At 34.0% G+C, this 15414-nt stretch carries 12 protein-coding genes; 8 read left to right on the forward strand and 4 right to left on the reverse strand.

Features of this window, described 5'->3' with window-relative positions; genetic code table 11:
- The first annotated feature begins 2 nt into the window (after positions 1-2).
- Positions 3-866, forward strand: a complete 864-nt coding sequence (locus tag AVL50_RS29475; protein WP_063850993.1) for a DUF4437 domain-containing protein — start codon at positions 3-5, stop codon at positions 864-866.
- A 113-nt stretch (positions 867-979) separates the two neighbouring features.
- Entirely contained in the window at positions 980-1801 is an 822-nt protein-coding gene (locus tag AVL50_RS29480; protein WP_062621129.1) for a DinB family protein, read from the forward strand.
- A gap of 61 nt (positions 1802-1862) precedes the next feature.
- Here the strand turns inward: AVL50_RS29480 and AVL50_RS29485 are convergent, their stop codons facing one another.
- On the reverse strand, positions 1863-3122 hold the full coding sequence (locus AVL50_RS29485) for a DUF418 domain-containing protein (RefSeq protein ID WP_062621130.1): 1260 nt from the start codon (positions 3120-3122) through the stop codon (positions 1863-1865).
- Between the two features lie 132 nt (positions 3123-3254).
- On the opposite strand from AVL50_RS29485, the gene AVL50_RS29490 reads away from it, so the two are divergent.
- The gene (locus tag AVL50_RS29490; RefSeq protein ID WP_062621132.1) at positions 3255-4115 is read left to right on the forward strand and encodes a hypothetical protein; all 861 of its coding nucleotides are present in this window, start codon (positions 3255-3257) and stop codon (positions 4113-4115) included.
- Between the two features lie 50 nt (positions 4116-4165).
- On the opposite strand, the gene AVL50_RS29495 is transcribed toward AVL50_RS29490, so the two are convergent.
- On the reverse strand, positions 4166-4570 hold the full coding sequence (locus AVL50_RS29495; RefSeq protein ID WP_062621134.1) for a hypothetical protein: 405 nt from the start codon (positions 4568-4570) through the stop codon (positions 4166-4168).
- Between the two features lie 196 nt (positions 4571-4766).
- Between AVL50_RS29495 and AVL50_RS29500 the strand changes: the two genes are divergently transcribed.
- Positions 4767-5825 carry an AI-2E family transporter gene (locus AVL50_RS29500; protein ID WP_062621136.1) on the forward strand — a complete coding sequence of 353 codons (1059 nt, stop codon included), beginning with the start codon at positions 4767-4769 and terminating at the stop codon, positions 5823-5825.
- A gap of 68 nt (positions 5826-5893) precedes the next feature.
- Here the strand turns inward: AVL50_RS29500 and AVL50_RS29505 are convergent, their stop codons facing one another.
- On the reverse strand, positions 5894-7147 hold the full coding sequence (locus AVL50_RS29505; protein ID WP_253764333.1) for a DUF819 domain-containing protein: 1254 nt from the start codon (positions 7145-7147) through the stop codon (positions 5894-5896).
- A 288-nt stretch (positions 7148-7435) separates the two neighbouring features.
- Here AVL50_RS29505 and AVL50_RS29510 point away from each other — a divergent pair, with 288 nt between their 5' ends.
- The 4 genes from AVL50_RS29510 to AVL50_RS29525 all read left to right on the forward strand — a co-directional run bounded on the left by AVL50_RS29510 (position 7436) and on the right by AVL50_RS29525 (position 12582).
- The gene (locus AVL50_RS29510) at positions 7436-8911 is read left to right on the forward strand and encodes a TolC family protein (RefSeq protein WP_062621140.1); all 1476 of its coding nucleotides are present in this window, start codon (positions 7436-7438) and stop codon (positions 8909-8911) included.
- A gap of 4 nt (positions 8912-8915) precedes the next feature.
- Positions 8916-9872, forward strand: coding sequence for an HlyD family secretion protein (locus AVL50_RS29515; RefSeq protein ID WP_062621142.1), 957 nt, complete (start codon positions 8916-8918; stop codon positions 9870-9872).
- A 7-nt stretch (positions 9873-9879) separates the two neighbouring features.
- Positions 9880-11040: an ABC transporter permease gene (locus AVL50_RS29520; RefSeq protein ID WP_062621144.1), complete on the forward strand. Its 1161-nt coding sequence runs from the start codon at positions 9880-9882 to the stop codon at positions 11038-11040.
- A gap of 138 nt (positions 11041-11178) precedes the next feature.
- Positions 11179-12582, forward strand: coding sequence for a hypothetical protein (locus tag AVL50_RS29525; protein WP_062621146.1), 1404 nt, complete (start codon positions 11179-11181; stop codon positions 12580-12582).
- Between the two features lie 72 nt (positions 12583-12654).
- Here the strand turns inward: AVL50_RS29525 and AVL50_RS29530 are convergent, their stop codons facing one another.
- Complete coding sequence (locus AVL50_RS29530) at positions 12655-15303, reverse strand: carboxypeptidase-like regulatory domain-containing protein (RefSeq protein WP_062621148.1); 2649 nt, start codon at positions 15301-15303, stop codon at positions 12655-12657.
- Between the last annotated feature and the right edge of the window lie 111 nt (positions 15304-15414).

The following is a 15414-nucleotide window of genomic DNA, read 5'->3' on the forward strand; positions in this document are numbered from 1 at the left end:
AAATGAGAATTAAGGGAACTATTTTAATCCTAGGCTTGGGGTTATTGCTAATTTCATGTGCTCAAAAAGAGAAGAAAACTAGCGTAAAGAAAGCACCAAAACTGACTGAAAATCCTACCAAAAAAGTACTTTTATATAAAGACATTCAATGGGGAAAACTCAACCCTGCTAGAGGTGATAATAGTCCATTGGCCGCAACACTGTGGGGAGATCGAAATGCTGAGGTTCCAACAGGTTTTTTGGCAAAATTCAAAGATGGATTTTCATCTCCACCACATATTCATAATGTTACTTATAAAGCGGTAGTCATCAAAGGAACAATTCATAATGATGATCCTAAAGCTGAAATGATGTGGATGAAATCAGGAAGCTTCTGGACACAACCTGCATATCAGCCTCATATCACTGCCGCTAAAGGAAACGTAAATATAGCGTTAGTAGAAATAGATCAAGGACCTTATTTGGTAAAACCTATAGAAGAAGCTAAAACAACCTACGAGCGTCCTATAAATATTGATAAAACTAATGTGGTTTGGCTTGGCCATAATCAGACCAATTGGATTTCTAAAAATAGTAATGCAGAAATAAGTTTTCTTTGGGAAAATAAAACAAGCAGTTCTCAAGGTTTATTTGTCAAAATTCCGCCAAGGACTAAGATGAAACTTCTTTCCACAGGAGAGGCCTTCCATTCTGTAGTCATAAAAGGAGAGGTAGATTATTTTATTAGTAATTCAATAAATTCTTTAGTAGCAGGAAGTTATTTTTCATCTAAACTGAATACTTTTCATCAATTAGAAAATAAAAAAGACAAAGAGGCTGTATTATATATTAATACTAATGGAAAGGTGATGATTGAAGGGAAATAGTTTTTTGTTTAGTCTAGAGTTACTCATTAATAAAAATGAATAACATCGTACATTACTTATTTAAAAACTAATTTTAAATCACTTAAAATATTCTTAACAAAAATGAGATTATCATGATTGAATTAGTACATTATTTACCTCGTCTAGATCAAAAACTGATAGAATTACTTTCAAGTTTATCTGAGGAAGATTGGAATAAACAAACGATCGCTAAAAAATGGAAAGTAAAAGATGTGGTTGCTCATTTATTGGATGGTAATATCAGAACCTTATCTGGCCTTAAGGATGGATACCAACCTAAAGCTCCTCAAATTAATTCATATCAGGATCTCTTAGGTTATCTCAATCAATTGAATGCAGATTGGGTGAAAGCGATGCAACGTGTTAGTCCTGCATTTTTAATTGAATTATTAAAATTTACGGGTGAGCCTTTTTATCATTATTACACATCTATTGATCCACACGCTAAAGCTACATATGCTGTGGCTTGGGCAGGGGAGAATGAAAGTGAAAATTGGATGCATATTGCAAGGGAATACACAGAGAAATTTCTTCATCAGCAACAAATACGTGATGCTGTAGATAAACAAGGTATTATGACAGAAGAGTTTTACATTCCTTTCTTAGATACATGTATGTTTGCCTTGCCATTTACTTTAAGGAATACCAAAACGGAAAACGGGAATATCTTAGTAATGAATGTTTCAGGTGATGTAAATGGAAGTTGGTACGTACAATTTGATGGTCATCAGTGGAATTTATCAAAAGAAGCTCCCCAAGGTGTTATTATTTGTACAATCACAATAGATGCTCAAGCTTCATGGAAACTGTTTTCAAAGAGTTTAAGAGCATATGATTTGAAAGATGAAATTAAAATACAGGGAGACCAGCAAATCGGTGTAGTAGCATTAGAAATGGTCTCTTTTATGGCGTAAAAATAAAAACGAAAAAAGCCGTCAGTTTGTGAAAACTGACGGCTTTTTGTTGTTTATATGATTAAGCGGCTTTTTTTGCAGCTTTTAATTTCTCATAAGTGCTGTTTCTAAGCGGGAATTTCTTTTTGTATGTCAAACATTTCCATCCCCATTCTAATGGACCGAATTTGAAATACTTCAGCCAGAAATAACTATACGTTACTTGGAATGCATACATCAATACAGCAATTGTAAAGATAGGAGCAAGGTTCAATTGACCACCTAAGCCAAATCCTATTCCATAGAACAATACAATACCGAAGAATGTATGTGAAAGATAATTGGTGAATGACATCTTACCTACTGCTGTCAATGGGAAGAAAATAGTCTCACCCCATTTAGTGTAATAGATAATAGATAAAAGTGAGGCATAAGATAATGCCAAACAGATTTGACCAAATACCATGATTCCTTTATAAGCTAAATCACTTGGTGTTGAAGCAAATAAGGCCATTGAACCACCAATTTGGTATCCAATGAAGTGGGCAATTGCACCAACTGTGAAGAATCCACCAAAAACTTTCCAAGATCTACCTTTATCCGTAAAGAAGTTTTGAGATTGTAAGTAAAATCCTAGTAAGAATAAACCTAAAACTTTAAAAGGTCTACCTGAAGGAAGGAAATCAAACCATCTCCACATCACATTGTGCATGTTTTGTTTGAAAGTAACTAGGAAGTTACCACTTTCAAAAGCTGCAACAACTGAAGCAGGATCTTGATCAAGATATGTTTTCTTTGCTAATGAAACTTCAGGGGACATCCATCCCGGAGCCACTAGCATTACAATTAAATCTGTAATTAAAGGGAAGGCTAATAAAATAACAGCCCAATTTAAAATCTTTTTAGGAGCAAGATTTCTAAACTCGATGAAAACAAATGCCATCATACCGTATAGCATTAAGATATCACCAGACCATATGATCATATGGATAAAACCAAAAAGGATTAAGAAGGATAATCTTCTTTTGTACACTTTCAAGAAAGCCTCTTGGTTATTTCTTTGCCTATCGTATTGGATATAGAAACCTACTCCGAATAAAATAGAGAAAATACTGTAGAATTTTGTGTCAACGAAGAAACTTAATAAAGAGTATAAAGTATCGTTGAGTTCATAGTAAGGAAGTTGTTCTAGAGTTGTAAATGGAGTAAACTTAAATAAACTCCAACTAAGAATGTTTGCAAATAAAATACCTAATATTGCAAAACCCCTAAGTGCGTCAATGACACCCAGTCGTTGTTTTCCAGTAGCAGGCCCGATAGTAGATGTTGCGTTATTACTCATATATGCTTTAGTTAATGATGTATCAATTTAGCAGAGTTTTTGTGTTTTATTTTTACAGAACTCTTTGTTAGTTTACCTAAAGTTGCCGTTATTGGTTACATAACTCGATGTTAATAAATCTTTCTGATCTTAATGAAACCTATTTGGACCCCTTCATTTGTATTTTTTAAAGGTATAATTATTTTTTGTTTTTTAACGAATTCATTTTCTATAAATGCTCAAGAAACAGAGAAAAGATATTCTGATAACTCGTATTGGACTTTTTGGAATGTAGATTATGAACTTTCTAATCATGATAGTCTCTTTTTTGAAATAAATACCAGATCCTCAGCTTTTGAAAGCTACATTGTGGATGACTTGAGTATGAATAGAGCTCATATGATGCTTGGTTACGCTCATAAGTTTAAGAACCCCAAATTGATGATTGGAGCTTCGGTACGTTCAGTATTTGAACCGAATTGGAATGTTTGGTATTGGAGAGGATTTTTCCAGCACAATGGAATAGTGGGAGATAATCTTGTAGAATTTCAAAAAAGATTGAGTTATGAGTACATCTCACCGAATAAAACAGTGGATTCACCTGGAACACGTGATCCTTACGGTCGATTTAGTTTATGGCTTATGTTGGGCAAAAACTTTACAATATCAAAAGCTAAATTAAGAGGAGAATTTTCTTATGAGATTTTTGTACACCAAAATGACAAATCTGCAGAAGATCGATTAGTAGATTTGACACGCCTTCGTTTTGATCTTTATTGGATAGCTTCTGAAAGAATAAGGGTGGGATTGTTTGCCATGAGAGATACGCAATATTATTATGCTCCCGCTACAGGACCTCGTTTTGATGCTGAAGGCAATCTGATCGCTGAGGGTAAGCCGGAGCGAAACCTGAATATCATCACACCTGTTTATGGTTTTTCTTTTAAATATAGTATCAAACAGAAGGAGGAATGTAATTGTCCAGGTGAAAAAAGACGAAAAAAAAGACGTTAGAATAAATCTAACGTCATAGTTGAATTAAAATAATTAATTTGAACTAGTAATTATAAAGATCTTCCAAATAATAGAACTTTTCTTTGTATGCGGTCAAGATCTTTTTTATCCAACTTAAATAAGCCCATTTTAGCGGCTTTATAATAATGTTCATATGCTTTTTTAGCATCTCCTTTTCTTAGATGATAATCTCCTAAGATTTCATAAGCTTCTGGATTGTCATTGATTTTTATTGAAGCCTGCAACCATTGTTTTGCTAATTCTAGATCAGCATTCCAATTGATAGAGAGTCGGGCTGCTAAATTCAATGTCTTCCAGTCGTTTTTATCCGCTTTATCCACCATTCGGATTAGCTTTGAATTTTTTTCATTGGCAGTATTTAAGGTACCTGCAAATGCAAATGATGAAAACAAAGTAGCTATTGAGAGCAAGAGAGTAATAAATTGCTTTTTCATTATTATAGAATCTAAGATGATAGTTATTAATTTGACACACTTTCTATAATTCTATATTTATGCCTAAAAAATATAAATCACTGAAAATAAGTGATATATGTTAAATGTGCGTAAAGTAACGTTTGTAAATAATGTCCATTGCCGTACGCTTTGTTCAACTTTGTTCGTATTTTAGAGAAAACTCAAAACTATAAAAATGATGGTCAGATTAGATAAGCTCACATATGGAGCAATTTTAATCCTAATAATAATAGGCTCTTTAATTTTCCTGAAAGACATATTAGTTCCCTTTGTCTTAGCTGTGATAGCATGGTTGATTGTAGTTGAAGTAAGAAGTACAATTGGAGGAATTATCGGATCAGAAAAACATAAAATTCCAATGTGGATTCAAAATATTCTAGCTTCCATTACCATTTTTGTTTTCATTTTTTTGGAAGTAAAAGTCCTTAGTATAAGCATGCAAAATCTATCTAATTCGATGGTTAAATATGATGATAATCTGATGATGATAGAAAAACAGATCAATGATTTCTTTAATATTGATATAACTTCTCATTTCAATAAAATGGTAGGTGATTTCAATTTTACAACGCTTTTGAAAAATGTATTATCATCTGTTACAGGTCTATTCGGTAATACATTCACCATAGTATTGTATATGATTTTCCTTCTTTTTGAAGAAGTAGCATTTGGGAAAAAGATCGAGCAGATATACCCCAACAAAGAAGAATATGATAATGCTATAGCTATGATTCAGAAAATTGGAAAAACTGTTAGTAGTTACTTAACCTTAAAAACATTGGTTAGTCTACTGACAGGTATATTAAGTTATGTTGTCTTGTTATTAATGGGAGTAGAAGCACCTTTTTTCTGGGCATCCATCATTATCTACCTCAACTTTATTCCAACCATAGGCTCTTTAATTGCCACACTTTTCCCTGCATTCTTCACGATCATTCAATTTGGAGAGTTTTCAGCAGGCCTTATCGTTCTCTTGGCAGTAGGGGCAATTCAAGTAGTAGTCGGCAATTTAATTGAACCTAAAATAATGGGCAATTCATTAAATATAAGTGGCTTAGTAGTCTTGTTGGCATTGTCGTTTTGGGGCTCAATTTGGGGTGTTTGGGGTATGATTCTCAGTGTTCCAATAACAGTATTGATGATTATCATTTTTGCCGAGTTTGATTCAACCAGAGCCGTAGCAATATTGCTTTCAGAAAATGGTATTGTGGAAGCGAGGAAGAAAGACTGTTAACAGAAAAAAGAAGGGAGATCATTTCTCTAAAAATAATCTCCCTTGCTATATATATGAGTACGATAAACTTACTGAGAAGCTATCTGCATTAAATAAGCACAGAACATGGCTCCATAAGTTCCTAAAGCATAGCCTAGAACTGCTAGTAAAACACCAACAGGAGCAAGTGAAGGATGGAATGCTGAAGCGATAACAGGTGCAGAGGCGGCACCACCAACATTAGCTTTACTGCCAACTGCTAAGAAGAAGAAAGGTGCTCTGATAATTTTTGCTGTAACGATCATAATTACAACGTGGATAAACATCCAAACACCTCCAACTGCAAGCAACCCTGGGTTATCCATTGTTTTTGTAACGTCCATCTTCATACCAATTGTAGCTACTAAAATATAGATACATACACTACCAAATTTTGAGGCACCATAACCTTCCAATTTTCTAGCTTTGGTAAAACTAAGGATTACACCTACAGTTGTTGCAATCAATACTAACCAGAAGAATTTACTACTCATCACACTTGTAGAAGGGTCTTCCACCATATTAGAGATGGTAGAACTTAATGTCGATGCGGCAAAGTGAGAGAACCCAACAATACCAAAAGCGACACCCAATACAATCATCAATTCAGTTAACGAAGGGTTTTTCGTTACGCTGTTTTGGAACGCGGCAACTTTTTCTTTCAATTGTTCAATAGCCGTTACATCTGCTTTTAACCATTTATCTATGGCCTTCGTTTTACCAATACCCATCAATAAAATGGCCATCCATACATTGGCTACAATAATATCTACAGCTACCATTCCAGAATACAATGATTGGTCGTACTGATAAATTTCTAACATTGCAGCTTGATTAGCACCTCCACCAATCCAACTACCTGCTAATGTGGCTAAACCTCTCCAAACTTCTTGAAAACCAACACCATTAAACGTCTCAGGAGAAATTGCAGATACAATCAAAATGGCAATTGGGCCACCGATTACAATACCTACTGTTCCAGATAGGAACATGATGATACTTTTTGATCCTAAATTCACAATGCCTTTCATATCTACAGATATAGTCATCAGAATTAAACTGGCTGGTAAAAGGTAGTTTTTAGCCATTGTATATAACTGAGAATGATCTGGTGAAATGACATTGAAAGTAGAAAGTAAAGAGGGGATAAGATAACACATCAATAGTGGTGGAAATATCTTATAAAATTTGATGAAGAATCCTTCTTTCAAATTTGAAGTATAAAATACAAAAGCCAGTGAAGACATTAAAAGTCCAAATACAATGGCATCATTGGTAAATAGGGGAGTGACTTGTGATTCCAAATCTATGTTTATATAGTTGATAAAAAATGCTTTGCAAGATCAAAAAAAAAGTAGGGTTTACAAAAAAACTTATATCGAAATACTTGTTTATTAAAACTTCGTAAGGATAAATCTAAGAAGTGGACTTCAATCATAAATAAACAAAAAATCATATTAGCATTTATTTAATAATTATTAGTTGACTGTTTAAGCTTAACCGTATACATTTGCGTTACATAATAAGTGAATGAAGATTCATTCATGTAAATATCATTCTAATAATTCACACCAATCTGGGTAGAAAAAGAAATGCTGACCACATCATTCAATAGTTGGAAATACTTTCTGATAAGTATTTTTAGCTTAAGTGCTTCATTGAGTTATGCTCAAGAGGATGCATTGAACATAACTAGGAAAGAACTTATCACTCAAGCTATTGACAACTCCCATAGTTTGAAAATAAAGAGAAATGAAGTTTCGGCTTCACAATTGGACCGTCAAAGAGCATTGTACACTTACATTCCAAAAGTAGGAGTCAAAGCAGGCTACGCTCATTTATTAAATGACTTAACCATTACTAGAGATATTTCTTCGGAGAAGAATTCATTACTACATGGTTTAGACCAAAGCAAACAACAAAGTTTGAGTAATTTGGCGAATTCAGGAATGCCTCCGGAAATGATAGCCATTGGAACTCCACTTATTGAAGGCGTTTATAATAACGTCAGTGGCCTGGTGAATCAGGTGCCCAATAATGCTTCTATCACATTAGAAGATAACAACTTATGGTTTTATGATGCCTATGTTGAAATGGTGATTTTTTCTGGGCTTCAAGCTCCAACTTATGCAAAAGCAGCGGCGTCAAAAGCTGAAGCTCAAATGGCAATGGTTGAAAAAGAAGAACATGAAATTATGATTGAGGTACTGGATTATTATGACAAAATAGCCGTCGTGAATCAATCATTGAAAGTGTTGGAGGAAAGTCAAAAAAGACTAGACAAGCAGAAAGAATTTGGGTTTAAAGCAAAAGAAGTTGGACTGGCAACAGAGTATGATTTGAACAAAATCAAAATCGCTGAAAAAGATATTAAAGCAAAAAGAATTGAGCTGGAAAGCAGTAAGCGATTAGTGATTCAGAAGTTGCATCAACTGACAGGGATTGATAAAGAGAAGTTAGCACAGATCAATCCAAACTTAGAGTTATGGATGGTGGACGACAACGAAATCAATCTTCAGAATAGATCAGAGTTAAAGGCTCTGGGATCTTCTATTGAAGCTTTAGAGTACAAGCATAAGGCAGAGCAGTATGGTGCCTTACCAAAAGCAAAAGCATTCGCTCACGTGATGCAAGGCGGTTCAAGTTTGACAAATGTTGACCCAATTCCATTTGTGGGAGTAGGCATGCAATGGGAAATTTTTGATGGATTACAACGTAAGAGAGAAGTTCAGAAATCAGCTTTGCAAGTGGAATCCATGAAGGAAAAAAGAGCTTATGCTGAAGAGCTTATCTCATTAGAGTTTGAAAAGAAAAAAATGGAGTGGGAGGTTTCTACTCAGCTAGTCACTGTTGCCGAAGAAAAAGTGGCAGATGCAAAACAAGGGTTGAGAATTAAATCAGAAGAAGTGAAAAATGGATTGGCTGATATTCCTGAACTATTAAAGGAAATTTCAGACTATGAGATGCTCCAATTAGATTATATCCAAAAAATTGCCTCTCAAAGACATGAAGCGGTTGCTTTCTTAAACGCCATGGGAGCCTTAACAATCGAACATATCCAAAATTAGAATCATGAAAAATCAATATATATTTATCGCTTTAATCGCTCTTTTATTTTCATGCGAAGAAGCACAGCAAGCTGAATTATTAAAAGGTAAAGTTAAACGTGAAGTGGTATATGTTTCTTCAAAAATACCTGGAAGAATCAGTCACCTTTACGTGGAAGAAGGTGCACAAGTAGAGAAAGGGGATACTTTGGCTACTATTGATATGCCCGAATTAGAAGCAAAGCAAATGCAAGCTGAAGGTGCTATCAAAGCGGCAAAGGCACAGTATGAAATGGCTTTTAATGGAGCAACTTCTGATCAATTAGATCAAATCAATGAAGCATACAATGCGGCAAAAGAACAATTTTCTTTTGCTGAGAAAAGTTATCAGCGAATTAAAGCAATGCATGATGAGGATTTGATTTCTGATCAAAAATACGATGAGGTATTTACGAAGTACCAAATGGCGAAAGCAAAGTACAAAGGTACTGAAGCAAAGAAAAGGGAAGTAGAGAAAGGGGTTAGAAATGAGAAGCAGAGAATGGCCCTTGGACAGTTGGAAAGAGCAAAAGGTGCTATGAAAGAAGTGGAAATTGCCATGAAAGAACAATATGTAATTGCACCTAAAGCGATGAGAATTACATCAATTGCATTGCAAGAAGGAGAGCTAGCTTTGCCAGGGTATAATATTTTTACAGGCTATGAGGCTAATTCGACTTACTTCAGATTTGTGCTTTCAGAAGAAGATGTATTGAATTATAAAGTCAATCAAAAAGTGCAAGTAACTTCACCTTTTGATAATACAATTCAACAAGAGGGAAAAATTGTTTCTGTGAAAGAGGAATTATCTTATGCGAATAGAAAAAGCATGAATCCTAATTATAAAATCGATCAATCGCTTTACGTTTTAAAAGTAAAACCACAGCAAACAGCTAAAGCGGAAGGTTTATTGACAAATACTACTCTAGTGATCAAAAAATAGTAAAGTCATGAAAGAGGGAATAAAAGCATTTATTGCATTAACAAAAAGAGAACTAAAGCTCTTTTTCTCCAATGACGTTTTGATTGCTGTATTCTTTGGTGCACCTATTTTCTTCGGAATATTAATAGGCTTTACTTATCAACAAGCAAGTGTGAAAGACCTTTCGATTGCTGTGATTGATCAAGATAATACACCTCTGAGTCATAAAATCATTGATGCATTGGATGAGAATTTTTACTTGTCAGTAAAGAAAGTAACTTCCAAAGATGCTGATATCCAAAAGGAAATCTACAATTATGAGGCAATTGTGAGAATACCTGATGGATTTGAGGGAGCGATTAATTATAAAAGACACCCACATATACAAGTCGAAGTGAATGGTGCTAATATGATTACGGGTAACTATGCCAATATTGGTATTAGAACTGTGCTTGGAACGCTGAATGCAGGTATTGAGATCATTGGTCTTCAGAAGAAAGGAATTCCAATAGAAACAGCCAAAGAACAATGGGAAGCTTTTGCGATAGATGATACAAGGTATTTCAACGCTACTTCCAATTATCTATTATTTATGCTTCCGGGTATTTTAGGTGCCGTAATGCAGCAAGTATATCTACTGGCAATGGCTTTGACTTTTAGTTCTGAACATGAGAAGAAGACATTCCCAGAAATCAAATCGATTACGAAAAATCCATTGATCATTTTTCTCTCCAAATCGATTCCATATTGGATAATTGGAGTCGCCTTATGGGCAGGAATCCAATTTATTCTATTGCCGTTCTTCAAAATAGACATTCCAATCCATCAAGGAACATTATTTTTATTAACCTCTGCCTTTATTCTGTCCTTAACAGGTCTTGGTATTATGGTCAGCTGGATCTTACCATCGCAACTCAAAGCAACAGAAGTTTTGATGGTAGTTTCTACACCAAGTTTCATTTTATCAGGTTTTACTTGGCCACTAGAGGCAATGCCTTCATGGATTCAAAATATAGCAAATTGTATCCCACTAACTCATTTCTTAAAAGCTATTAGAAAAGTATTGCACTTTGAAGCCAATATTGGTGCAATCACAACAGAGTTGTACCCCTTGTTCGTTATTTCGTTCATCACGTGCTTGGCCAGTTTTATTTTAATTTTCCGAAAAGTTAGGTGTGAAGAAAATTAGAATGATACTATTATTGTTACACCTTGATAAGTTTCTTATCAAGGTGTTTTTTATTTTAAAAATTGATATAAATGATTTGTTTAAACTAAATATCTGACGAAGTTTGTGGCTGAAACTTATTTTTTAAATATGATCTGCATGAAATACCGTTTATCATACCTTTTACTATTTATCCTTTCTTTTATTTTTTCTTGTAATAACGAAAGTGCTAGAACAAATCATCTCACCCAAGATCAACTAAGGCATTTAGTAGGTATAGATGCATCATATCGCTATAGTACACCTGAAAACTTCTCAACTGAGCTGGTTTATGTGGAAAACGATACAGTGATATTTCCACTGACGGTAGAAGCATCAACTAGAGATGAAAGTGATACAAGATACCGACCGGAAGATCACACCAATGTTGTTGGATCTTCAAAAATTGATTTGTCTGGTAGGTTTAACCTTATAGACGCTTCGGTGACTATGAAAGGGGATGCTATCATTCCTCAAGCTGAACTATCCATTTCAACTTCAACAGATACGGTCTTTTTCAATGCCAATTTAAATGGGTTGTACAATAAACCCTATCCTGATTTTACAACATTACAAACCAAAGTACTCAATGAAGGACAGGTAGATGAAGTCGTTTACAATAACGTTTATGTTTTCACTCCTGAAGATGCAATTGCAAAAGGATATGATTTCACTGGATTTAAAGAAGTATGTTTTGCAAAAGACTATGGCTTTATAAGAGTAGTTTTAGAAGATCCTACAAGTACTACTGGAGAATATAATTTAGAAATACGAACATTTTTCATGATTCCAGGGTTTGAAAATGGTCCTATTTCTAGTACAGGTGTGGCAGGTTACAGACACGCGGACCAACCGGCAAATGCTAGATTATTGACCAACCAGTATTTATATTTGATTTCCAATATGAAAGAACTGGGAACTGAAGAATCTCTTTGGGGATTCACTTTTACGGATGCATTAAATGATGCTAGGTTTGCATTCAGTGGGGGTGAAGTTTCATGGAATAGTTATTTAAGAGGCCCGCTGGAATTAGATGATGATGGAATAACAAATGCAGAGCTGGAATATGACAAAGTAAAACAACAGATTGCAGATATAACAGGTTCTTCAGCTAATCCTCAGCCAATGGTAAATAACGATTCATTGAATTTGGGTGCATTTAAATGGAGTATTTTCTACCTCTCTCATGTGAATGTAACTAATTCAGCGGAGATTTATGGAACTAAACTAGGAGGTCCATTTACAGTTGAAGATTCGTTAAGCCTTCATGGTGATTTTGAAAACTTATTAGGTTTTGAGTTAAGTACTGCTGAGCAGAAAGGAAAAGCAGAAATTACATCTCCAAAAATTGCTGATTTTGCTGTTCCTGTTCAAGCCATAAAACGATGGTTGATTGATGCAGAGCGTTCTCCTTCAAAAGGAGGCAAGTATGAAAACAGAGTTTTCTTGCTTAATCCAAATTATAAAGAAATAGGAGGTTTTGGACTAACTGATGAGGGTGGTGCAGTAATTAGATGTAAGTAATAGAAAAATACATTTATAGGTTAAAATGTAAAAACTCCCACTTCATAGATTCAAATGAAGTGGGAGTTTTTTTTATTGTTTGATATTATCAAGTTCTTTGATGAGTACATTTTCATGAAAACCGGTCATTCTTTTAATCAGTTTGCCATCTTTTACGATAAACACCAATGGAATACCGCTTACACTGTATTTCTTTTTAAATCCATTGATACCTTCATCTACCACTTTAATATGATAATCTTCATAATTACTGGCAAATTTTTCAACAGCGTTTTTCCATTTATTATTGCCTTGATCAATTGAGACAAAGTGGAATTGTACACCTTCTTTTTCATATTTTTGAATCATAGCAGGGTATTTATCTTTGATAGAATGTATACAAGCGCCACACCATGATGCCCAAACATCTACAATATGTATGCCTTCAGATAAATCAATGGTTTTATTGCCAAATTTCACATCCAATCCTGCTATTGATTTTAATTTTTCTTTTTTATCAAACCCTCCTCGCTGACTTACTAATTGTTTTAAATCTGCTTGATGTTCAGATTGAGGGTAGCTAGTTTCAAAAAAGGTGACAGCATTTGAAAAAGTAGTATTCTGAACTGTATCATTATAGAAATAAAATTCCTTTAGGTAAGTACTTAAAACCATTTCGTTGAGTTCCTTATTTTTTACATATCTGTTGTTGATTTCTTGAAAACGCTCCACTGTATTTTTATTGTCATTAAAAGTAGCATCATCGGCAAATAATCGGTTTTCGTCTTCAATAAAAGTAAGATGAATATCTATATGTTCTGCAATAAGAAAGTGTAAATAACTTTTATTCATTTCGGGATCATCCAAATCAAAATAATTCAAGGCATTTAATAAAAGGTTAGGTGCTTGTGTTTTTACAATTTCTGGGTTAGCCTCTGCATAAAGTGCATTTATATTAAGCCATAAACCCAAAATATTGCCTTTCATGGTTTTGGCATATTGATCAGATAAAAGAGGTTTATAAATCATCAAAGTATCCATAAATTGCGTCATATAGTTGGTGCTTAATTCTTGAAAATCTTTAAGAGCTAACCCATCTTTTTGACGATGAAAGTCGTCAGACATACTGTTAAGCTGAGAATGAAATGAAATTGTATACCTCAAACTATCCATTACTTCTTTTGTGACCTGATTTTGATCATACTGAGACAATTTGGTCATTTTGTTGAATTCATCTTTCAAAACACCCTTATTCTCTTTATTTTCGGTAATTATCAGATCATCATAAGCACTTCTATGCAATAGATTTCTGGAAGTGTAGTAATGAAATAAATTTTGATCTTCAATTTGTTTCTCCATTTCAGGCGTCAATTGTTGATGCTTTTTTTTATCATAACCATATTGTGTTAAACCCTTCCTGATTGTCTGTTCTTTTTGATAGAGTGTAGAGTCCACCAGAATATCTTTGGAGTCAATGATATTTGATAGTTCTGATGCAATGTTTGTATTATATCCCCAATAAGAACAGCTGTATCCTACATAAGGGAAGCTTTCAGCTTGTACTAAAAAGGTTCTGTCCGTGGATCTAAACATATTAGCCTTTCTAAGGTCATAACAGGCAGTAGTACTGAAGTTAGGAATGTTTAGTTTACCAACATATTTAATTACATCGATAGTATCTTTATAAGTCATTTCAAAATCAACATGATCTGTATATAGCGTTTCTCCTACTTTTGTAAATGTGATTTTACCTTTTGAAGAGAGACGGTTTTTGAAAATAGGGACATTATCACGTGTATAGTCTTTATAATTATTATTAGGTCTTAAATCTTCAGAAGTGACCTTTAAAAGATCATATTGCTCAGTAACATAAAGTAAGCCTTTGCCATTGTTATTTTTTTGATCTATGAAACTTAAAACATAAACGAGTTGATCATCATTGATAAGCATCTCTTCAAGTTCAAACTTATAATTAGAAGGGTAGACCAAAGGACCATTTTTTATAAATGTTTGTTGGTAATGGAAGATGTTTTGGTTACTAATAAAATTGAGGTTTCGTTGATCTCTTTCATAAAGATTGTGTCCTTCATATTCCTTTTTATTAAGTTTGAGCTCATATTTACTCTCTTGATGGTCCCAATTGTTATAGTTCCAATTATAGTCTTGGTTTCTTTTGATATTATCAAACATTAAAATATGATAGGATCTCTTATGAGATTCGTCAGGCTGTATCTGATTGTAATTTTCAAAATAAATTTCGCCTGTGGACTCCATACCACCTTGGAATTCATCATTGGTATATTTAGCTTCCGCATAATAGAACTCACCCAAATATTGTTTCTTTCGAATACCCTCTTTGAAAGATTGACTACTGTATTTTACAATTTCTTTGAGAGTAGGCATTTTTGCTTTGATGGTAAGCATATTAAGCTCTTCAGTAGCAGGAAGCAAGACCAATTCATTTTCGAGGTACTTGGAAAGTTTTCGAATAGGGACTTCAAGTTTTGTGAATCCAATAGAAGAGACGCTCAGCGTGTCTGAATGGAATGAAGATTTAATGGGAATATTAAAGTACCCATTTGAATTGGTTGTCCCTCCAATTGTTTTTCCTTTAATTACTATGTTCGCATAAGGGATCGCTTCTTGTGTTTCGGCGTTTTTCAAATACCCCTTGATGAAGTTTTGAGCAGACAATAGTGAAGCATTAAGTACGAGTAGTACTATAAAAGTCAGTTTTTTCATTTTCAAATAGTTTTTATTTAATAGACCAGCAGATAAGTAATAGGTTTTTATAGATTAAAAATAGAGTAAGTTTGATCACCAAAAAGAACCTCATTACTACCAATGAATATT

The sequence above is a fragment of the Flammeovirga sp. SJP92 genome, from assembly GCF_001583495.1.
Lineage (GTDB): Bacteria > Bacteroidota > Bacteroidia > Cytophagales > Flammeovirgaceae > Flammeovirga.